This is a genomic window from Mucilaginibacter gossypiicola (assembly GCF_900110105.1).
Classification (GTDB): domain Bacteria; phylum Bacteroidota; class Bacteroidia; order Sphingobacteriales; family Sphingobacteriaceae; genus Mucilaginibacter; species Mucilaginibacter gossypiicola.
Window position 1 is genome coordinate 303,483 of sequence record NZ_FOCL01000006.1, and the last position, 21,107, is coordinate 324,589.

Annotated in this window: 16 protein-coding genes; 12 read left to right on the forward strand and 4 right to left on the reverse strand. The window is 43.7% G+C overall.

Annotation, left to right across the window (positions count from 1 at the left end; genetic code table 11):
* Positions 1–80: 80 nt before the first annotated feature.
* Together BMX50_RS21385 and BMX50_RS21390 are read left to right on the forward strand one after the other, a co-directional pair.
* A complete protein-coding gene (locus tag BMX50_RS21385; RefSeq protein ID WP_091213421.1) occupies positions 81–1,460 on the forward strand; it encodes a M16 family metallopeptidase in 1,380 nt (459 codons plus the stop codon).
* Positions 1,461–1,477: 17 nt separating this feature from the next.
* Positions 1,478–2,809 carry a M16 family metallopeptidase gene (locus tag BMX50_RS21390; RefSeq protein WP_091213425.1) on the forward strand — a complete coding sequence of 444 codons (1,332 nt, stop codon included), beginning with the start codon at positions 1,478–1,480 and terminating at the stop codon, positions 2,807–2,809.
* A gap of 298 nt (positions 2,810–3,107) precedes the next feature.
* On the opposite strand, the gene BMX50_RS21395 is transcribed toward BMX50_RS21390, so the two are convergent.
* Positions 3,108–4,211, reverse strand: coding sequence for an AI-2E family transporter (locus BMX50_RS21395; protein WP_091213428.1), 1,104 nt, complete (start codon positions 4,209–4,211; stop codon positions 3,108–3,110).
* A 426-nt stretch (positions 4,212–4,637) separates the two neighbouring features.
* Positions 4,638–6,119, reverse strand: coding sequence for a glycine--tRNA ligase (locus tag BMX50_RS21400; protein ID WP_091213431.1), 1,482 nt, complete (start codon positions 6,117–6,119; stop codon positions 4,638–4,640).
* Positions 6,120–7,163: 1,044 nt separating this feature from the next.
* Here BMX50_RS21400 and BMX50_RS21410 point away from each other — a divergent pair.
* From BMX50_RS21410 to BMX50_RS21430, 5 genes are all read left to right on the forward strand, one after another.
* Complete coding sequence (locus BMX50_RS21410) at positions 7,164–7,829, forward strand: FAD-binding oxidoreductase (protein ID WP_091213437.1); 666 nt, start codon at positions 7,164–7,166, stop codon at positions 7,827–7,829.
* A 487-nt stretch (positions 7,830–8,316) separates the two neighbouring features.
* Positions 8,317–10,899 (forward strand): T9SS type B sorting domain-containing protein, encoded by a 2,583-nt coding sequence (locus tag BMX50_RS21415; RefSeq protein ID WP_091213440.1) that lies wholly within the window; start codon positions 8,317–8,319, stop codon positions 10,897–10,899.
* Between the two features lie 229 nt (positions 10,900–11,128).
* Entirely contained in the window at positions 11,129–11,836 is a 708-nt protein-coding gene (locus BMX50_RS21420) for an ATP-binding cassette domain-containing protein (RefSeq protein ID WP_091213445.1), read from the forward strand.
* 36 nt (positions 11,837–11,872) lie between these two features.
* Entirely contained in the window at positions 11,873–12,382 is a 510-nt protein-coding gene (locus BMX50_RS21425) for a hypothetical protein (RefSeq protein WP_091213449.1), read from the forward strand.
* 73 nt (positions 12,383–12,455) lie between these two features.
* Complete coding sequence (locus tag BMX50_RS21430) at positions 12,456–13,043, forward strand: hypothetical protein (RefSeq protein WP_091213454.1); 588 nt, start codon at positions 12,456–12,458, stop codon at positions 13,041–13,043.
* A gap of 145 nt (positions 13,044–13,188) precedes the next feature.
* Here the strand turns inward: BMX50_RS21430 and BMX50_RS21435 are convergent, their stop codons facing one another.
* Positions 13,189–14,043 (reverse strand): RDD family protein, encoded by an 855-nt coding sequence (locus BMX50_RS21435; RefSeq protein ID WP_091213457.1) that lies wholly within the window; start codon positions 14,041–14,043, stop codon positions 13,189–13,191.
* 514 nt (positions 14,044–14,557) lie between these two features.
* On the opposite strand from BMX50_RS21435, the gene gldG reads away from it, so the two are divergent.
* The 5 genes from gldG to BMX50_RS21460 all read left to right on the forward strand — a co-directional run bounded on the left by gldG (position 14,558) and on the right by BMX50_RS21460 (position 20,367).
* Positions 14,558–16,954 (forward strand): gliding motility-associated ABC transporter substrate-binding protein GldG, encoded by a 2,397-nt coding sequence (gene gldG, locus BMX50_RS21440; RefSeq protein WP_091213808.1) that lies wholly within the window; start codon positions 14,558–14,560, stop codon positions 16,952–16,954.
* Positions 16,955–16,987: 33 nt separating this feature from the next.
* Entirely contained in the window at positions 16,988–18,112 is a 1,125-nt protein-coding gene (gene dnaN / locus BMX50_RS21445) for a DNA polymerase III subunit beta (protein ID WP_091213461.1), read from the forward strand.
* Between the two features lie 114 nt (positions 18,113–18,226).
* A complete protein-coding gene (locus tag BMX50_RS21450) occupies positions 18,227–18,922 on the forward strand; it encodes a DUF4397 domain-containing protein (protein WP_091213466.1) in 696 nt (231 codons plus the stop codon).
* An 8-nt stretch (positions 18,923–18,930) separates the two neighbouring features.
* The gene (locus BMX50_RS21455; protein ID WP_091213469.1) at positions 18,931–19,671 is read left to right on the forward strand and encodes a DUF4397 domain-containing protein; all 741 of its coding nucleotides are present in this window, start codon (positions 18,931–18,933) and stop codon (positions 19,669–19,671) included.
* Between the two features lie 45 nt (positions 19,672–19,716).
* Complete coding sequence (locus BMX50_RS21460) at positions 19,717–20,367, forward strand: VTT domain-containing protein (RefSeq protein ID WP_091213473.1); 651 nt, start codon at positions 19,717–19,719, stop codon at positions 20,365–20,367.
* A 27-nt stretch (positions 20,368–20,394) separates the two neighbouring features.
* Here the strand turns inward: BMX50_RS21460 and BMX50_RS21465 are convergent, their stop codons facing one another.
* The gene (locus BMX50_RS21465; protein ID WP_091213478.1) at positions 20,395–21,072 is read right to left on the reverse strand and encodes a TapB family protein; all 678 of its coding nucleotides are present in this window, start codon (positions 21,070–21,072) and stop codon (positions 20,395–20,397) included.
* Positions 21,073–21,107 lie beyond the last annotated feature (35 nt).

Here is a 21,107-nt window from a genome sequence, read left to right on the forward strand (position 1 = left end):
AATTGGGGATAAGCGGTTAAATCATTTATTTTTTCGGGATTATACCGATATATTTATAGTGTATAAAACATTGTAGATATATGAACCGAGATTTTATCAAGATTTTTGCATTAAGCGTAGCCGCGGTATTTAGTGCCTGCCTGGCTACTGCCCAGGTGAGGCTGCCGGAAGGCTACTTCCTTAAAACATTGCCAAACGGGCTGGATGTGCTGGTTATTGAAAACAGCAAAGTACCTTTAACCACCATCGAAATAGCTGTTAAAAATGGCGCTTATACCGAAGGACCGGAGTATAGCGGCCTGTCGCACCTGTTTGAGCACATGTTTTTTAAAGCCAATAAGGACTATCCAACACAAGAGAAGTTTTTAAAACGCACGCAGGAGCTTGGCGCTATCTGGAATGGTACCACCAATACCGAGCGTGTAAACTACTTCTTCACGTTTGACAGGGATAGCCTTAAAGCAGGTTTAAAGTTCATGAACGCCGCTATCCGTTTCCCTATTTACCGCGAGGAAGATATGAAGAAGGAACGCCCTGTGGTTGACGGCGAGTTTCAGCGTGCCGAAAGCGATCCGGGTTTCCAGCTGTGGTATGGTATGCAGCAAAAGCTTTGGGGCGATCTTATCACCCGTAAAAACCCTATCGGCATCCACGAAGTGATCAATACGGCTACGCCCGAAAAAATGATGATCATTAAGGATAAATATTATTTCCCTAATAACAGCCTCCTTACTATTTGCGGCGATGTTAAGCATGATAATGCCTTTGCCCTTGCCGAAAGCATTTTTGGCGACTGGGCCAACAGTGGTTTCGATCCGCAAACCAAGTTCCCTATCCCCGCATTTAAGCCTTTAACCAAGCCCGAGTATTTTGTTAAGGAAGCCACCATTGCCCAAACCCCATACATGGAGTTTACCTGGCAAGGCCCTTCATACCCAACAGATTCTGCCGGTACGGTTACTGCCGATGTGTTTTCGACCATTGTGGGTTTAAACTCGTCAAAACTGCAGCAGGCTTTGGTTGATAAAGGTTTGGCCAGTGGTGTTTATGTAAACTACACCACAAGCCGTTATGTAGGCCCTATTGATATTTTTGTGGTGCCTAACCCTAACAAGCTTAAAGAGTGCTATACCGAGCTGATGAACCAAATTAGCATGTGGAACAAAGATGATTACTTTACCGACGAGCAAATGGCTACCGCTAAAGCTATCCTGCACCGTAACGACATCCACGCCAAAGAAAAACCATCATCATTACCAAGCCAGATCAGCTACCAGTGGTGCAGCACCTCGTTTAACTTTTATACCGATCTGGATGCTAACTATCAAAAAGTTACCCGTGCCGATATTAAAAAGTACCTGGAGACTTATGTAATTGGCAAACCATACGCTGCTGGTTTGATCATAGCGCCTGAGTTAAATAAAACAGTAAACGCGGCTTCTTTTTTTGCAGCCAAGTAATTTAAAACTACCTCATCATGATGAAAAAATATATAATTGCCCTGCTGGTAGCAGCGGCTATAGGAAATACAGCAAAGGCGCAAAAACAAGCCTATGAAACCACGGTAGATGGCGTAAAGGTTATTGTACAGCCAAGCGGTAATGATATTGTAGAAATCCAAACCATTATAAAAGGTGGCGTACAAAACTACCCGGCTACAAAAGCAGGTATCGAATCGCTGGCGATGAGTGCCCTTACCGAGTGCGGTACAGTTAAGCATGATAAAAACAGCTTTAAAGATGAGCTGGATAAGGTAAGCGCCACTGTATACGGCAGCAGTAACAAAAACTACTCGGTAGTACGCATGAACTGCATTAAAGGCGATTTTGACGTGGTTTGGCCTTTATATGTTGAGGCTATAACCCAGCCTAAATTTGACGAAAAGGAGTTTGCCCGTATTAAGCAGGATGCCATTAACAATATTAAACAGGAAGATTCACAGCCTGATAATGCTATTGATAAGTATGCCGATAAGGTTGCCTTTGCCGGCACCAACTACGCTAAAGACCCAAGCGGAACCGTAGCTATTGTTACTGCCTTAACCCCTGCCGAAACCAAGGCTTATTATCAGTCGATACTAACTAAATCGCGCCTGGTGATTGTTGTGGTTGCCGATTTGGATCAGGCTGCTATTGAAAGCAAAGTAAAAGCTATGCTGAGCGGTATTAAACAAGGCCCGGCTTTTGCCTTCAAGAAATCAACTTTCAGGGCCGACAAAAACAGCATCAATGTTGAAAAACGTGACCTGGCTACCAATTATGTAGAAGGTATTGCCAGCGGCCCTGCTGCAGGTACGCCCGATTTTAACGCCTTTAACGTAGCTATGCGCATTTTCTCGAACATGCACTTTTTAGAGGTACGCACCAACAACGGCTTATCATACGCGCCGCAGGCATGGTTCAGCGCCGGTCAAACATCAACTGCCCGTTTCTCGGTATCTACCACCGAACCTGATAAATACATTGCCGTATTTGATAAACTGGTTGACAAAATTAAACGCGAAGGTTTTAAGGCAGATGACGTGGCCGATATGAAGGTTACCTACCTTACCGGTTTCTACTATAAAAACGAAACCAACAGCGCCCAGGCATCATCAATAGCAGCAAACGAAGTACTGCATGATAACTGGAAACGTTCGTTAACTATGGTTGATGACGTAAAGAAACTAACTGCAGATGACGTGAGCAACGCCTTCCGCAAGTACATCAACAACATTGTTTGGGTATACCAGGGCGATCCTAAAAAGGTAAACCAAACGCTATACATCAACGGTACACTGCACAATGGCGATAACCCGGTGATGCATTAATTTGGTCATTACGCTGCGCGTCATTAGGTCATTGAGTCATTTTGCTGTGCATCATTAAGTCATTTCGCTGCGCGTCATTGAGTCATTTCGCTGCGCGTCATTGAGTCATTTCGCTGCGCGTCATTGAGTCATTGATCATTTTGGCGAATTAAAATAAGAAAGGAGCAGGAAGTATATTTCTGCTCCTTTTTATTGTCCATTAAAAATGACCTAATGACGCGCAGCAAATGACTATTTAAAATGACAGCGTAGCGTAATGACCTAATGACGCGCAGCCCAATGACGCGAAGCAAATGAACTATTCCTCCGGTAACACGGCCTTCTTCTTTGTTCTGCTCCAGCCTGCGCCTTTGGGTTTGGTGGGTACGGTATCGCCCAGGAGTTTGCCCCAGGGTTTGAGGGTGTCTATCCTGTCGAAAATGATTTTGAGCACTGCCACAAATGGGATGGAAAGGAACATGCCAGATAATCCCCAGAGCATGTTACCCAGTAATACTACCACGATGGAGATCAGCGCGTTGATTTGCACTTTTGATGATACAATGCGCGGCACCAGGATGTTGTTATCAATAAACTGGATCACCATATAGGCAATGATCACCCCTAATTGCGTGCTATAACCATCTTTAGTTACCGTTGCCATTAACACCGGCAAGGCAATGGCTATGATACCACCAATGTAGGGCAGCAGGTTAAGGATAGCGCCTATTACCCCTATCAGGATGCCGTATTTAACACCTAACAGCACCAATGCTGCTGAGTTCATGATAGCTACTATCAGCATTTCAATCAGTAAACCCTGTATATAGCTTTGTATGGCCGATTTGGTTTCTTTCAACACTTCGGCAACCTGTTTGGAGTTTTCTTCAGAAAACACCTCGAACAGAAAATTGAGGATCAGTACTTTGTAAAACAGTATCAGGAATATATACACAGGCAACACAAACAACAACCCAAAAGTGCTCAATACATTGCCCAGCGTGCGGCCCACCATTGCCTGGCTGTTATCCATGGCATCTTTAATAAGCTTGTCCTGCTTTTGAACGGAGTAATTGAACGTGGTGGCAACCCAATCTTTAAAAGTGATAAACAACTCTGCAAACTTCTTTTTAAGCATAGGCAATGAGTCGCCAAACTGGATGACCTGGGTAGAGAGGAAATAGAATAGCCCTGCTAACAAAACAGCGCCAAGCAGCATAGCTAAGCCTATGGCTAATATCTTGGGCACCTTACGCTCCTCAAGCCAGTTGCTTATTGGGTTTAGCAAAATGGCAATAAAGGCTGCAAAAGCCAATGGGATCATAACATCTGCCAGTTGGGCAAATACATAAACCAATAAAATCAATCCGAAAAGTATAACAGTACTTTTAAGGTAAAAGGGGTATTCTTTAACAGCAGGCATGTGAACAGGATTTTGTACAGAAAGGATCAAGATAAGCAATTGTTTGCTTTGCTGATAATTAGGCAGGTTTTATGCGGGTTGGATTGTGGCGTCCGTCCGAATAGGGGAGTAAGTGTTGTTTGGGACGGGGAGCGGACGGGAGGGGAGATTCTCAAACAAGTGTAAATTGTAAAAACCATGTCATTGCGAGCGTAGCGTGGCAATCGCACGGAAGCAGGGCCGCTCTGTATAGTATGCGATTGCCACGTCGCGCCCATAGCTCCAGCCCGTTTCGCTCCTCGCAATGACATGGTTTTGGAGAATGTCGTTGCCAGCAATAACGGAGGATAACAACAAAAAAGCCTGCACGTTTAAATGCAGGCTTCTCAATCTTATTGCTTGTGGTCGGTGTTGCTTGTGACCGGTGTTATTACCGCACCACTTTACTTACGCCAACACATTCCTCCAGCTAACCAAATCACCGATGATCTTATCCAACTGATCGGCGGCTACGCGCTCCTGGGCCATGCTGTCGCGGTGGCGGATGGTTACGGTATTGTCTTCTAATGTCTGGTGATCTACGGTGATGCAGAAAGGCGTACCAATAGCATCCTGACGGCGGTAACGTTTACCGATAGCATCTTTTTCCTCGTACTGGATATTGAAATCAAGTTTCAGTTTATCCATGATCTCACGGGCCTTTTCGGGCAGACCGTCTTTTTTGGTAAGCGGGAAAATAGCGGCTTTAACCGGTGCCAGGCAAGGGTGCAGGCGTAACACGGTACGGCTGTCTTGCTTATCTTCGGTGCTCAGGTCTTCCTCTTCGTAAGCGTTGATCATGGTAAGCAGGAACATCCTGTCTAAGCCTATCGATGTTTCAATTACGTAAGGGATATAGTTGCCGTATGGTTTGCCTGTTTCAGGATCAACCTCCGGATCAAAGTATTGCATTTTTTTGCCCGAGAACTCCTGGTGCTGACTTAAATCGAAATTGGTACGGCTGTGGATACCTTCAACCTCTTTAAAGCCAAAAGGAAACTCAAACTCAATATCATAAGCAGCATCGGCGTAGTGGGCCAGTTTGGTGTGCTCATGGTAGCGATATTTGGCAGCATCGGTACCCAAAGCAAGGTGCCATTTTAAGCGGGCGGCCTTCCACTGGTCAAACCATTCTTTTTGTGTGCCGGGGCGAACAAAGAACTGCATCTCCATTTGTTCAAACTCGCGCATGCGGATAATGAACTGACGGGCAATAACCTCGTTACGGAAAGCTTTACCAATTTGCGCAATACCGAAAGGGATTTTCATCCTGCCCGATTTTTGCACGTTTAAGTAGTTTACAAATATACCCTGAGCAGTTTCGGGGCGAAGGTAGATGGTATCGGCGTCATCAGCCACAGCGCCCATCTGGGTGCTGAACATCAGGTTAAACTGGCGTACATCTGTCCAGTTGCGGGTACCGCTGATAGGGTCGGCAATTTCGTGTTCCAGTATCAGCTCTTTCAAACGTGGCAGGTCCTCGGCTTTCAGGGCCTCGTCCATGTCGTTTTGCAGCTTTTCGGCCTTATCTGTTTTGCCGTCTTTACTGTAACGATCTATCTTATCTTCTAACAACTGATCGGCACGGTAACGTTTCTTTGAGTCTTTATTGTCGATCATCGGGTCGCTGAAGCCATCAACGTGACCGCTTGCTTTCCAGATCTTAGGGTGCATAAATATGGCCGAATCGATACCCACAATGTTATCATTCATTTGCACCATAGCTTTCCACCAGTAGGTTTTGATGTTGTTTTTGAGTTCGGCACCGTTTTGGCCGTAATCATAAACTGCACTTAAGCCATCATAAATCTCGCTGGAAGGGAAAACAAAGCCATATTCTTTGGCGTGCGATATAACATTTTTAAAAAGTTCGTCGGTTGATTTGCTCATAATAGCTGCAAAGATAATTTTTGATTTCGGAATTGGGAATTTCGATTTCGGATTTAGTTTGATTTTGGAATGGTGGGTTTGTCACAAGTCAGCATGGGCACAGCCGAGGTACAAGGTTTGCGCCAAAGGTGTGGAATTTAAAAATCCCCTCTTGAGAGGGGGCGCGGAGGAATGAGCGTCAGCAGGGGTGTGTTTCTGCGGTGGGTTTAATTAAAGCAGAAACACACCCCTCCACCCCTCTCAAGAGGGGAATCGCACGTTCCCCAGCTTTTTATTTCTCGAGTTGACGTTATGTCTGTACAGTTCGCGATTGCTTAATGTGGTGGTTAGGGTTGCGCAAAAGCAATGTTTTCGCTATTAAAAGTAAAGGGTCCGGTGTCCGTCCGTCGGCAGGTGTCCATTGCCTATATCTGATGCCCGACATCCGAAAACACTGGAGTATTGCTGCCGATATACGTCCGCCCGGTTTTTTAGGAGTTGAACACAGTGCGACGGACGGACGCACAGACGCTTGTAGATATATTCTTTAAGTGTAAAGAAATTTCTGTATATTTGTATTGCCGGTTGTTATGCCCAATAATAGAGGCTGTCCGCTTTTTGTCTTTCAGGTGTGTTACTCCCCCCTGTGGACGGACATACAAACCATCCCGGCTTATCCAATCATATCCATATAGAATGGTAGCATCCGCTTCCTTTCAAAGCAATATATAAATATTAGCTATTGGAGGGGTATTTTTAAAAAAAACTGGTTTTTTAAAATTAGCAGTAAAAAGTGTTATCGCAAGCCATATCCATTCCTCAGTTTATTTGGCAATGTTACCCTTTACTATACAGATGAGTCCAGTAAACCGGATTCTTTTTCGCAGTTCATCGTCAATAATACATTGAGGGAGCGTTATTTTTCGCAAAGTTGTGCCTCAATTTCCTTTATGTTTAGTCAGTAGTTTCTCATAATTTGTAAACCATTTACAATTATTGCCAATACTTATAAACTATTGGCTGTTTTGCACTATTATTGTATTAAGCCTACGATACCGATCACAAATGGAACAAATCGTTAAAATACTTTCTGCAAAATACGTTACCCACAATGTGAGGCAGTTCAGGCTTGAAAAACCTGCCGGTTATAGCTTTATACCTGGGCAGGCTACTGAATTATCAATCAATACAGAGGGTTGGCGTAATGAAACACGTCCTTTCACCTTTACGTGCCTTAATGACGATGATTACCTTGAATTTACGATTAAAACCTATACCGATCATGATGGTGTAACCAATCAGTTAAGCAAGGTTAAGGAAGGCGATGAGCTTATTATTCGTGATGTTTGGGGTGCTATTGAATACAAAGGTGCCGGTTACTTTATTGCAGGTGGTGCAGGTATTACGCCATTTTTGGCTATACTGAGGCAATTAAATAAGGATGGCGCAATAGGCGATAACAGGCTTATATTTTCTAACAAAACTGATAAGGATATTATTTTGAGCGATGAGCTGAAAAGCATGCTTGGTGCAAACGCGCATTTCGTTATTACTGGTCAAAAAGATAGTATGTATGATAACCGGCGCATTGATGCTGATTTTCTGAAAGCCGAAATAAAAGATTTCTCAAAGCATTTTTACATATGCGGCCCTGACGCTATGGTTGCTGAGCTCAGCGACATATTAGGGCAACTCGGAGCTGATAGTGACTCCGTTGTATTTGAAAGGTAGTTTATGCGGAGACGCATCACGTGCGGTCTTCTATGCTTTGTCTTGCATGTTATCCCTGCATATTACAGACACATGTGGTGCGCCTCTGCAAAACACCTTTATTATTAATCAGTATTTATAAAGCTGTACTGTCGTCCGTCCGTCACGGGGAATCACACACCGACGGGCAAAAGCAGACAGGCTTTATAAACCACAGGATTGTAATACGTTTTTTACAAACCATATGTTGCCCAATAGCAGCAAAATATTGTCAGAATGACATTCATATGAACTTTACGGCGCATTGGCTACCTAACAATCCCCCAATGTTGGGCTGTAAATTACCGTCCATAGTTGTTTGAAGCTACCCTGTTCTCCCAGACGGACGGACACTCCCGGATATTTCCTTCAATTAGCCGGAATCTCACATCTTGCATCTTTTTAATATCAGTTAAAAAGCTTAATTTCAGCCAACTTTTACTTTGTCACTTATCTAATCGAAACAATAATGTACCGGTTGTTTTCTGTTTTACGCGTTGCAGTGCTTTTGCTTGTTTCGTTAAGTTTTTATGCCCCCGATTTACTTGCCCAGGCACCCGTAATTAATTATACAACACCGCATACCTATAAACTCAATAACCCGATAACGCCTTTAGATCCAAGTAATACAGGTGGAGCAGTACCGGCAACCATATATGGTAAGGTGAGTACTATTGCAGGTGATGGCTTTCCCCCTTACGTTGGTATATTATCCGGTGTAACGGTTGATCCATTTGGAAATGTATTCATTTTATCATGGTCTCGTAATCTTATCTATAAATTAACACCTTCCGGAAATTTCTCATTGTTTGCGGGCAGCGGCGCAATAGGTTCAAACGATGGCCTTGGAGCAGCAGCGAGCTTTTCAGAACCAGATGGTATTGTTTCTGATGGCGCCGGGAATTTATATGTCAGCGATGATAAGTATAGCTTAATTAGAAAGATAACACCAGAGGGTCTTGTAACAACCCTTGCAGGAAATCCTCTTGTGTTGGGAGCTACCAACGGTACCGGCTCTGCAGCTACATTTAATAGCCCAAGGGGCTTAGCTATAGATGCTGCCGGAAATCTCTACGTGGCGGACCAGGCCAATAACCGGATCAGGAAGGTAACAGCCGCTGGCGTGGTAACCACTTATGCGGGTAGCGGTGCTGTAGGTGCTGTAAATGGTATGGTAAACGCAGCATCTTTTAATACTCCAACAGCTGTTGGTTTAGATGATTCAGGGAATTTATATGTTTCGGATAGTGGAAATGGTAGTATAAGAAAAATAACACCTGCGGGTGTTGTAAGTACTTTTGCTACGGGTTTAAATTTTCCGCGCGAACTTAGGGTGGATGGTACCGGTAATATTTATGTTGCCGAGCAAAATGGCAATACCATAAAAAGAATAAGCCCGGCCGGGGTAATAACAGTTATAGCCGGTAGCGGAAGAACCGACGCCAGCGGGAAAACGGCAACAATCCAAGGAGCAATTGGATTAGCAATGGACGGGAAAGGTAATTTATTTGTAGGCGAAACCATAGGTTTAGCGTTAAAAATAGTCATTACAGGCTATACCATTAGCAAGCCCTTACCGGCAGGTATGGTATTTGATCCTAAAACCGGCATTATTTCGGGTACTCCTACCGCTCTGTCGCCCGCTACAAATTACACCATAACTGCTTACAATGCCACGGGCAGTAATAGTACAACGGTGAATATCCAGGTAGCGGAGCCGCAGCCATCAGTTATTACTTTTCCGCCCCCGGCAATTGTAAATATGGATGTTGATAATATCCTGCATCCCAACGCCACCAGTACCAATACTAATGCCGAAACACCCATTACCTATACCAGCAATAACCCCGATGTAGCCATTGTAGGGGCCGATGGGCAAATTCATGCGGTAGCACCCGGTACAACTGTTATTACTGCTCATCAAAGCGGGAATGATGACTATTTGCCGGCTGTGCCTGTGTCCCAAACATTTACCATCATGAAAAATCAGGTGATCACTTTTCCGCCGCTGGCCGATAAATCGACATGCAGCCCTGATTTTCCGGCAGGGGCAACAAGCTCCAATTCAACTATTCCGCTTACTTATGTAAGCAGCAATACGGCGGTTGCCACGGTTTCGGCAACAGGTATTATTCATATTGTAGGGGCCGGCTCTGCCACCATCACCGCATCACAAAGCGGAAACAATTTGTATAATGCTGCTACCCCTAAATCGCAAACATTAACTGTTACAGCCCCGGTTGTGCCGTCGGTGAGTATATCGCCGCCGGGCATGTGGGCAGGGTGCGATGGCATGGAGGCTACCTACACCGCAGATGCCCAAAATGCGGGCAATAATGCAACCTACCAATGGATGGTAAACGGTCAAAACAGTGGTGATCATTCCAAAACTTTTACCAGTAGCACATTACACACCGGCGATATCATTACCTGTGTGGTTGTCAATAATGACGGATGTGTACCGTTAACCTCCCCCGTGTCCAATCAAGCTACTATTAATGCCGAACCGTATCATACACTTTCGCTGAATATCACCTCATCGGTTAGTGGAACTATAACCGCAGGTACTTCAGTTACTTTCAAAGCGCAGCCGTTTAATGTGCAGGATACTCCTGTTTATCAATGGTATATTAATGGGCAAACCGTAGGCAGCAACAGCGCCGCATTTACCAGCAATACTTTAGCAGATGGCGATGTGGTTAGTTGTACTATGGCTTCGGGGGGGGCATGCATTGCTAACCCTATTGTAAGTTCAAATGTTATTACGGTTGCTGTGATAACTCCCGAAAAAATTACAGTACCTAATACATTTACACCCAACAGTGATGGATATAACGATACCTGGTTTATCCCCGGGTTATTGTCATACACCAACTGTACAGTAAATATCTACAACCGGTATGGTGCCATAATGTACCGCTCGGTAGGTTATCAACACCCCTGGGACGGCACCAGTAACGGCAAAACAGTACCCGCCGGAGCGTACTATTATGTAATAGATACAAAAAGCAGCAGCGGAAAGCTGAGCGGGGAAGTGACGGTATTGAGGTAAGGGATGTACAGGCGGAGAGGGACGTGACTAAGCAAATCACCCTGTGCAGTTCACGATTGCTTTCCCGAAGCAAGTTCGGGAAAGGCTGTACTCTTACAGCAATGACGTTTTTTATTTTCCCGTCCACCTTTCGTCCATCAACCCAGTGTTACACCTAAACGGACGGACGCACACCAAATTCTCAAATCTCAGGTCTCAAATCTCAAATCTAAAATCTATTTTTACAGCCATGAGTATCAGTGTTGAGGCATTAACCAAAGTTTACGGCGTGCAAAAGGCTGTTGATGGTATTAGTTTTACAGCCCAGCCCGGTGTATTGGGCTTTTTGGGCCCTAACGGTGCGGGTAAATCAACCACCATGAAAATCCTTACGGGTTTTATTCCGCAAACATCGGGTACAGCATCTGTTTGTGGGTTTGATGTGGCTAAGCAGCCCCTTGAGGTTAAACGCCGCATCGGTTATCTGCCCGAAAGTAATCCGCTGTACACTGATATGTATGTTAAAGAATCGCTGGGCTTTGTTGCGGGCATCCATAAAATACATGAGCCTGCCAAACGCATTGCCGATATTATTGAACAAACAGGCCTCGGCCCCGAGCAGCATAAAAAGATTGGGCAGCTGTCAAAAGGTTATCGCCAAAGGGTAGGCCTGGCACAGGCTATGCTGCATGATCCCGAAGTACTGATACTGGATGAGCCCACTTCGGGCCTCGACCCTAACCAGTTGATCGGCATCCGCCAATTGATTCTCGACCTTGGCAAAACCAAAACCATTGTACTGTCAACCCATATTATGCAGGAGGTTGAAGCGGTATGCAGCCAGGTGATTATCATTAATAAAGGTACAATTGTAGCCAACGATACCCTGCAGCAGCTTCGGAAAAACAATGGCGGCAAGTCATTGGAAGAAGTGTTCATCAGCCTTACCAATAATTAAATGTAAAGCGTAGTCTTACGTTTTTTGCCCTTTTCTATGAAAAAATTGTTATTGCTGCTCCTTATCCTTCCTGCTTTTAAAACCTATGCCCAGGATGGGCCGAAGCCTTCTACCGCTTTTAGTGCCGGTGTAGAGTTTGGTATTCCATCCCGAAGCTTATATAACGTGGGTGTTGGTGCATCGCTTAAGTTAGAGCAGCCGGTGGTAAGCCCGGTAAGCCTTACGCTCACAGCGGGGTTCAGTAGCTTTTTTCGTAAGGATTCTCCGTTTAACAACGGGCATTCGGGCGGCGATATTTTTGTACCCTTAAAAGCCGGGGTAAGGTATAACGTTGGCTCCGGCGTATCTCTGGAAGCTGAAGCAGGCAGCGCTATCGAACTTAATTATGACAAGCGTAAATTGTTCGCCCTTTCCGTTGGCCCTGCAATCATGATCCCTACGGTTACTGATAGCCGCAATTTTGAACTGGGATTGAGGTACGAAAGCTGGTCGGCCCATACCTTGCAGCAAACAGCAATTAGGTTTGCGTACAGGTTTGGCAGGTAAAATATCAATTTTTTGTAGTAATATATTGCCAAAGGGCGTATTATAGTTAAACAATACCTGTAACCTTTATAATATGACTAATAAACCTATCTGCATCACCTTAATTTTGTTATTTACAGTATTTTCGTTTGCTGCTAAAGCGCAGCGCGGCAAGCAAACATCACTAAGCGTAGGCTCTGAAATAATTGCACCGCTTAATATGGATTACCAGGGTAACAATACCGACGTTCACATAAACGCGGGTTTTGGTGTCAATTTAAAACTGGAAAAGCCAATCACCGAAACCCTGCATTTTACAGTCGCCGCCGGTTTTATTTTTACCGAATCAACCCCAGAGTATTTATTTTCAAGCAACTCATCAAACGTTTTCTACGATAATAACTTTCATAACCTTTATGCTTACCTGCCGGTAACCGCAGGATTAAAATATTACTGGGCAAAACACTTTTATGTAAATGCCGAAGCCGGCAGTGCCTTTAGCATCAATAGCAGGGCGCGTACCTCGTTTATTTACGCAGGAGGGGCAGGGGTTGTTGTTCCTATTGGCCCTCATCACGGGCTTGATTTTGGCTTGCAGTTTGAGAGAGGCTATAAAAATACCGATTACGATCACGCCATCAGTCAGCTGGGTTTAAGTGTAGCTTATAAATACAGGTTTTAGCATGCTACAGCAGTCCGGCTTTGGCCACAGGTGGTCGTTCCTCCGGGCGGACGGACACAACATGCCGATCCGTTATGTTCTCCAGGCAATAGCTACTCTTCCTTAACTACTGTAGTTTCTGATATTTTATCATGCCATCCATCGTTTACGAAAAACCCTCGAACGGAATAAGTCTGCATAATGTGCGGATGATGACCTTTTTCACCGAAGGCTTATTTCCGTCATAGTCAATAACACGCGTTTGGGTAAGAAACTTGGCAGGAGAGCTGCCCAAAACAGATTCGCAAATGATGTAATAAAGAATGCGTAAGGCAATTATTACCAAAGTAATATTTTTCTGAGCCCAGCTTTCGGGTGTTTGGGTCATAAAACGGAACAATGCCCCCGAACTATAATCAACAAACCGGCCTAATATTTCTGAAAAAACGGCTATGGTAACCAACATATCAACCAATGGGTGCAATATCCTATACCCGATGGCGGCCTTAACGTAATATGATTGTGGATGCTCCCCGTCATTAACAACTTCCTGCTGCAAGGTTTTTTGGCTTTTTAGGTGGTTCAATACTTTTAACGCCACAACTATCCAAAAAACATAAAGCAGGTAATAAAGCAAATGTGTAAAGATGTCTTGCAGCCATATGGTGAAATACGATTTGAATATGAACAATAAAATTAAATTTACAAGTACCAACGCATTCGAAAGAAATATAATTGAGAACACAAACCTGATCAACTGTGTTCTTTTATATCCTGATGCAACAAATGCAATGGCCCCTAATAAAAGTATCCCATCAACAATCGCGTTAACATAGTTTAAGCCATTGTATCTTAATGAGCTGCCGGCGAATACCCAATCAAGGAAAAACGGGTTTAGCAGGTCTTTGTAACGCATCACAGCAAAATCGTGTGTTGGGAAAAAGGCGTTATTAATAATGCCGGTTATGGCTATAATAAAACTTGCCGCAGCTATAATAGGGTTAAGGTGTTTTTTGAGCATGATGAGGAATAAGGTTTTAGGATAATTATTTAAGCTTTAGTTAGCTGTTAACAAAGCAGCAAAGTAATACTTTTTATTGTTTCCTTATTATTAAACTTTGAGTTTTTAGGTAGATGTTAAGTTTTTGAGGGCGATATATGTGCTCTGCAAGTTCAGGCGTTTTTCGTCATAGCCGTTAACTTAAGATGCCCCCTCAAAAGCGTGGGAATGTGCGATTCCCCTCTCGAGAGGGGTGGAGGGGTGTGTTAGTCTACGTACGGCTTATCGCTTATATAACACACCCCTGCTCCCACACGTTCCCCCGCGCCCCCTCTCGAGAGGGGATTTTAAAAGGCTTGCACCAAATTACTCCCTTAGGTTAACGACTATGGCGAAGGGCGCTTAAACCTGCCATCGAAATAAATCCGAAATCGAAATTCCGAAATCCGATATCCTGTATCCGATATCCAAACGTTACACTTTGCTTTGGCGCAATATTGTTGTAATTTCGGCGCTTAACACAATATATTATAACGTGCTGAGCATCCTTAAAAAAGAAATAATATCCTACCTCAGTTCGCTGGTAGCCTATGTTACCATCGGCGTATTTTTACTGGTGCTTGGTTTATTTTTATGGGTATTTCCTGATTCAAGTATCCTGGAATATGGCTACGCCGGGCTCGAAAGCCTGTTCAGCACTGCTCCATACCTGTTCATGTTCCTGATCCCGGCCATCACCATGCGTTCCCTTGCCGAAGAGCGTAAGGAGGGAACCTTTGAGCTGCTGTTTACCCGCCCTTTAAAAGATTGGGAAATAGTACTGGGTAAATACCTTGCCTGTTTATTAATAGTGCTTTTTGCGTTACTGCCTACACTGGTTTATTACTATTCGGTAAGCGCATTAGGGATGCCGCATGGCAATATTGATACCGGGGCTGTTATTGGCTCATACATTGGTTTGTTTTTATTGGGTGCTGTATTTGTAGGGATAGGTTTGTTCACCTCATCTATCACCAAAAACCAGATCATCGCCTTTACGATATCCGTTTTCCTGTGTTTCTTTTTTTACAGCGGGTTTGATTCCATCAGTCAGCTGCTATCCCTGCAGGATCTGGGCTTACAGAATTTAGGCATCACCCAGCACTATGATTCGGTAAGCCGTGGTGTACTGGACACCCGCGATCTGGTTTATTTCATCATCACCACCGGTATTTTTATATGGCTTACGCTGTTTGTACTGGCAAAGCAACGCCAAAAAGGTTTGGGCGGTAGTGTGATGATCAGTGTGTTGGGAGTTTTGGTTTTTCTGGGGATACTATCATCATTTACTTTTACCCGTTTTGATTTTACTGCCGAAAAGCGTTATACCATATCGCCCATTAGCAGGCAAATTATGGATAAGCTGTCGAAAAAAGTAAAAGTGGTGGTTTATTTGCAGGGAGATAACCTGCCGGGCGGCTTTAAACGCCTGCAAAGTGCCACGCGTGATATGCTGAGCGATCTGCAAGCTTATAGTAAAGGTAAAATCCAGTTCGAGTTTCGTGACCCGTTGAAAGGTTTAAATAATGATCAGCAGAACGAGGTGATCCAGAATATGGCTGCCGAAGGTGTTGAGCCAACCAACCTGAGCGTTAAAACCGATAATGGCGTAACTCAAAAGCTGATATTTCCATCGGCACTGGTTTCTGCCAATGGGAAGGATATTCCTGTGAAATTGTTACTTAGTCGTATCGGTCTTTCTCCCGATGAAGTGCTGAACAATTCTATCCAAAACCTGGAGTATGCGTTTTCATCAGCCATAAAGAAGGCCGATAACGGAGGCCGACCGCAAATTGGTTTCACCGAAGGGCACCACGAATTAACAGACCTGCAACTGAACGACGCCATGAAAACCCTTGCCGAAGGTTTCCAGGTAGGCCGGGTTGATTTGAATGCCATTTCGTTTGCTGATCTGCAAAAGATCAAATTGCTGGTAATAGCCAAGCCCGATCAAAAGTTCAGCGAGGCAGAGAAATTTAAGCTCGACCAGTACATCATGCACGGAGGCCGGGTACTATGGACTATAGACCAGGTAAGCGCCGAACTGGATAGCTTGCGCGGGCATGGCGGTGAGCAGCTGGCTTTCCCCAAACAGCTTAACCTGGATGATCAGCTTTTCCGTTATGGCATCCGTATCAACTACGATTTGATAGCTGATATGAATTGTTCGCAGATTCCTATCAGTACCGGCAATGTTGGCGGGCAGGCGCAGATCCAGATGCTACCATGGTTGTATTACCCGGTGTTTATTCCGTTAAGCAAGCATCCGGTAGTGAAAAATTTAGATGGTATCAGCAGCGAGTTTGCAAGCACTATCGATATCCTGGATACCAAAAACGTAAATAAAACGGTACTGCTCACTTCATCGCCTTATAATAAAAAGCTAACCGCCCCGCATATATTATCATTGCAGGCTTTGGAGCAGGAGCCCAATCCCAAAGAGTTTCAAAGCACACCTAAAATAACCGGTGTATTGTTGGAAGGCAGTTTTGTAAGCGACTGGCAAAACCGCCCCCTCCCCGAAGGGCTTAAAGAGCAGGTTGCCATACGGCAGCAAAGTGTGCCTACTAAAATGATAGTGATAAGCGATGGTGATATCTTAAAGAACCAGGTAGGCAGCGATGGTTCGCCTTATCCGCTGGGTTATGATCATTATACACATCAAACCTACGGCAATAAAAACCTGCTCCTTAACATAGCCGATTACATGACCGACGATTCGGGACTGATTGCCCTGCGTACCAAGGAAATCAAGATCCGCCTATTGGACAGGGCGCGCATCCGCAGCGAAAAAATGTACTGGCAGCTGGTTAATACCATTGCGCCGCTGGTTTTAGTGTTAATATGTGCTATTTTTCAACATTATTTACGCAGGCAAAAGTATGCCCGTTAAATTTTCTATTTTTGATAGATTAATTACAACCATATGAGATTTATTGTTTCTACCTCAACATTACTCAAACAACTGCAATCGGTAAGTGGTGCGTTAAGCAGCAGTACTGTGCTGCCGATACTGGAAAACTTTTTGTTCGAGATAAAGGATGGGAACTTGACCATTTCTGCTACCGACCTGCAAACCAGCATGACCACCTCTTTACCGGTTGAGGCTAAAGAGAACGGCAGGATTGCTATCCCGTCGCGTATATTGTTAGAGACCCTGAAATCATTACCAGAGCAGCCTGTTGCTTTTTCGGTTGATGATAAAACCTTCGCCATTGAAATAAATGCCGGCGATGGTAAATACAAACTGAGTGGCGAAAACGGTGAGGATTTTCCAAAGATCCCTGTTGTTGAAAACGCTTCATCAGTAAACCTGCCTGCTTCAGTTTTAGCCGAAGCTATCAACAAAACCATTTTCGCGGTAAGTAATGACGAGCTTCGCCCGGCCATGACAGGTGTTTACTGTCAGCTAAGCACATCGGCACTTACTTTTGTTGCTACCGATGCACACAAACTGGTTCGTTACCGCCGTAAAGATGCAAAGGCTGCAAGTACTACGTCGTTCATCCTGCCTAAAAAAGCTTTAACCCTGCTTAAATCATCATTACCAAGCGATGATGTGAATGTTTCGGTTGAGTATAACACCACCAGCGCATTCTTTAAGTTTGGCAATATTAACCTGGTATGTCGGTTAATTGATGAGCGTTATCCTGATTATGAAGCGGTTATCCCACAAAATAACCCTAATAAATTAAATATCGACAGGCTTACCTTCCTGGGTTCGTTAAACCGTGTGGCTATTTACGCTAACAAAACTACCCACCAGGTAAGGCTTAAAATAAATGGCAGCGAGTTAAATATCTCGTCAGAAGATATTGACTTTGCTAACGAGGCCCACGAGCGTTTAAGCTGCCAATATGAAGGCGAAGACATGGAAATTGGCTTCAATGCAAGATTTTTAATAGAAATGTTGAAGAATTTAAGTTGCGAAGAAGTATCTTTGGAGATGTCAACTCCAAACCGTGCCGGCTTATTGCTGCCACAAGGCGGAGATGAGAATGAAGATGTGCTGATGCTGGTTATGCCGGTTATGCTCAATAGCTATGCTTAAGTGTAAACTTAAATTATAAATCCAAAACTAAGTCCGGTAACATAAAACCGGACTTTTTTTGTTCAGCACCCAATACCAAAAATTACAGTAAGCAGTTATAGCTTATAATTGTATATGAATATTAAGGTTAAAGCTTTATTGATCATCATAGCCATAACAGGCTACCTTACGTCCTGCAAAAAAAACAACGATAAGCCCGATGCGGTAGATTCGTCAACATCAACGTTAAATGTTATTAATGCTACTTTTAACAATGTGAACGTTTACCTTAATGGCATAAGGGTAAACAATACAACAACTTTTTATCCGGGAGGTACACTTGGTTATTTTTCGATAAAAGCAGGTACACAAAACTATTCGGTTAAGTTAGATGGGCCTAATAACCCGAACCCGTTGTTTAGCCTGCCTTTAACTTTAAGTAAGGATTCGGTGTATTCATTTTACATAGGCGGTAATTCAACAGACCAGGTTTTTAAAACTACCGATGTATTGGTTGCCGATACAGGCAGTTCTCCAAAAGCAAAGATCAGGTTTGTAAATGCTTCGCCCGATGCCGGGAATATAAGTGTACATTTTGAAGGTACAACGGCTGCCTTAGATACCGAAAAAGTAAAGGATCTTGCTTTTAAAGGTACCTCAACTTTTTATTTGGTAGCGCCGGGAGAGCATAATATGGCGATGCATTCGGCGACGTTTCCGGGTACTATTGTAAGGGATACGGTGTCACTAACTGCCGGCAAGATATACACCTACTACGGTTATGGTAATAAAAGTAGCGGTTTGGCAACAGGCCTGTTCACTAATCAATAATTACATTAATGGCTAATAAAAATAAAAGCAAGGTACTGGTTTCGTTTTTTGTAGCTGTGATATTCGGCCTTGTTGTTTGTGCTGTCTCATCATGCGGTAAGGGGGGCAATGCATCATCGGTAGGCCTTAATACCGGGCTTCAGATAGTTAATTTGAGCCCTGATATTCAACCGGTATACCTTTATCAGCATTATATCAGGTATAGCACCACTACTTATACTTATCCAAACAGTTCGGGTTATTTTTACCTTTCAACGCTTGAACCGCCTTTGCAATTGCGTACGGCAACTGCGGCTCCGGTAATTTTGCTTCAGTTTGATACTACGCTTAAGGCCAACAGGAAGTACACCATGTTTATAACCGGCTTCAGAAAAGATAGCTCATTTGTGAGTTCATTTATAGTATCAGATAGTACAAGCCTGCCAACAATAGGAAAGGGAAAAGTGAGGTTTGTGCATGCTTCGCCTAATACAGCTACGCTGGATTTGCGGGCTAACGACACACTTGTTGTAAGTGGTACTGCGTATAACAAGGTATCCAAATATGTTGAGCTTACTGCAGGTAACTATAACTTTACCATCACTACAACCCGAACGCCTACCAAAATTGAAACAACCCTGCAAAATATAACTATACAAGACGGGCGCGCCTATACCATTTACACCAAAGGCATTGTTGGCAGTGCCGACTCCCTGGCTTTTGGTGCAGGGGTACTTACTAATAATCTGCTTAGTAAGACACTTCAATAGTGCCGTTTTGTTTAATATTTATATTTTTGGGCAAAAATTTAGCCTGTGGAAGTAATAAAAAGCATAATCGACTTTGTACTGCATATTGATAAGCACCTTGTGCAAATAACCAGCACTTACCAGGGGTGGACCTACCTTATCCTGTTCCTGATCATTTTTGCCGAAACAGGTTTAGTTATCTTTCCTATTCTTCCCGGCGATTCACTGCTGTTTGCTGCAGGTGCCCTTATTGCCGGCGGTAATTCTGGTTTGGATATCTGGGTATTAGGCCTCATTTTAATTGCTGCATCTTTTATTGGTAATACAGTAAATTATTTTGTTGGCAATTATCTCGGCGTTAAAGTATTTAAAGAAGAAAACAAGGTTCTGAAACTGGAATACTATCTTAAAACACAGGCCTTTTTTGATAAACATGGTGGCAAAGCGGTTATCTTTAGCAGGTTTATGCCCATCATTCGTACCATAGCACCTTTTGTGGCAGGAGTTGGTAAGATGCCTTTTTTAAGATATAGCCTTTACAATATCATAGGCGGCGCTTCATGGATCATTGTGTTCCTGTTTGCAGGCTATAAATTAGGCCAGGTAGATATCATAGCTAAAAACTTTTCGCTGGTAGGTGTGATCATTATCCTGGTATCAATATTGCCGCCAATTTTTGCAGCTGTAAAAAGCCGTACTGCCAAGAATCCGGCTTAATCATAAAAATATTATTCCTTGATGCTGTTAATTGATGGCATCAAGGATCATAGTTCCCATCAGTTTATCGCCCCTATAGGTTTCGGATTTAACAAAACGGCCGAGCTTTGGACTATACCACTCGGTTACATGAAAGTTAAAGGGAATGCCAATGCCCATCATTTTCATTTTGGTAGTAGCATCATAGCTTATTTGTAAACAGTCAAAGCTGCCTGCATTGGTAGTTATGGTTTCGGCTTGCCCCACTTTGCGGTTTTTAATATCCATTTGCAGGTTGGCCATTGGTGCGCCGCCACTTCCCATATCAATAGTAACTGAGCCATCATCTAAAGTTTGCCCGGCGTGCATATCGGTAGGGTAGGTGAGGTACTTAGCTTCGCCACTTACCTGCATATTGCCTTTCATGTTTGCGGCGGGTACAAATGATTTCATATCTACCTTTATGGTATTGCCGTCGCATATCATTTCAGAATCGCCGCTACCTATAGGTTTTCCATTTTTGTCGTTTATTTCGGCGTGTACTGTAACCGTTGTGGCATCTTTTTTAGTGGTAGTATAAACGGCAGTCATCTGTTGTTTGCCCTTGGCATCCTGGTTTATGTAAGTGAGCTTTTTGCCGTTAACGTTGTTTACAAACTGGCTGCAATTTTGAGCGATTGCCGCTTTGCAGCAGAGTATCATTAATATGAAAAATAATTTCTTCATAGCGTAATAATTTAAAGTGGATGATTAACGCTAAG

Bases quoted from the DNA above. Each gene is read 5' to 3' on its own strand.
- BMX50_RS21435 (WP_091213457.1), bottom strand. From the start codon at position 14,043: ATGCTCAAAAAACACCTTAACCCTATTATAGCTGCGGCAAGTTTTATT.
- BMX50_RS21455 (WP_091213469.1), top strand. From the start codon at position 18,931: ATGGCTAATAAAAATAAAAGCAAGGTACTGGTTTCGTTTTTTGTAGCT.
- dnaN (WP_091213461.1), top strand. From the start codon at position 16,988: ATGAGATTTATTGTTTCTACCTCAACATTACTCAAACAACTGCAATCG.
- BMX50_RS21410 (WP_091213437.1), top strand. From the start codon at position 7,164: ATGGAACAAATCGTTAAAATACTTTCTGCAAAATACGTTACCCACAAT.
- BMX50_RS21465 (WP_091213478.1), bottom strand. From the start codon at position 21,072: ATGAAGAAATTATTTTTCATATTAATGATACTCTGCTGCAAAGCGGCA.
- BMX50_RS21385 (WP_091213421.1), top strand. From the start codon at position 81: ATGAACCGAGATTTTATCAAGATTTTTGCATTAAGCGTAGCCGCGGTA.
- BMX50_RS21400 (WP_091213431.1), bottom strand. From the start codon at position 6,119: ATGAGCAAATCAACCGACGAACTTTTTAAAAATGTTATATCGCACGCC.
- BMX50_RS21425 (WP_091213449.1), top strand. From the start codon at position 11,873: ATGAAAAAATTGTTATTGCTGCTCCTTATCCTTCCTGCTTTTAAAACC.
- BMX50_RS21420 (WP_091213445.1), top strand. From the start codon at position 11,129: ATGAGTATCAGTGTTGAGGCATTAACCAAAGTTTACGGCGTGCAAAAG.
- BMX50_RS21450 (WP_091213466.1), top strand. From the start codon at position 18,227: ATGAATATTAAGGTTAAAGCTTTATTGATCATCATAGCCATAACAGGC.
- BMX50_RS21390 (WP_091213425.1), top strand. From the start codon at position 1,478: ATGATGAAAAAATATATAATTGCCCTGCTGGTAGCAGCGGCTATAGGA.
- BMX50_RS21415 (WP_091213440.1), top strand. From the start codon at position 8,317: ATGTACCGGTTGTTTTCTGTTTTACGCGTTGCAGTGCTTTTGCTTGTT.
- BMX50_RS21430 (WP_091213454.1), top strand. From the start codon at position 12,456: ATGACTAATAAACCTATCTGCATCACCTTAATTTTGTTATTTACAGTA.
- BMX50_RS21395 (WP_091213428.1), bottom strand. From the start codon at position 4,211: ATGCCTGCTGTTAAAGAATACCCCTTTTACCTTAAAAGTACTGTTATA.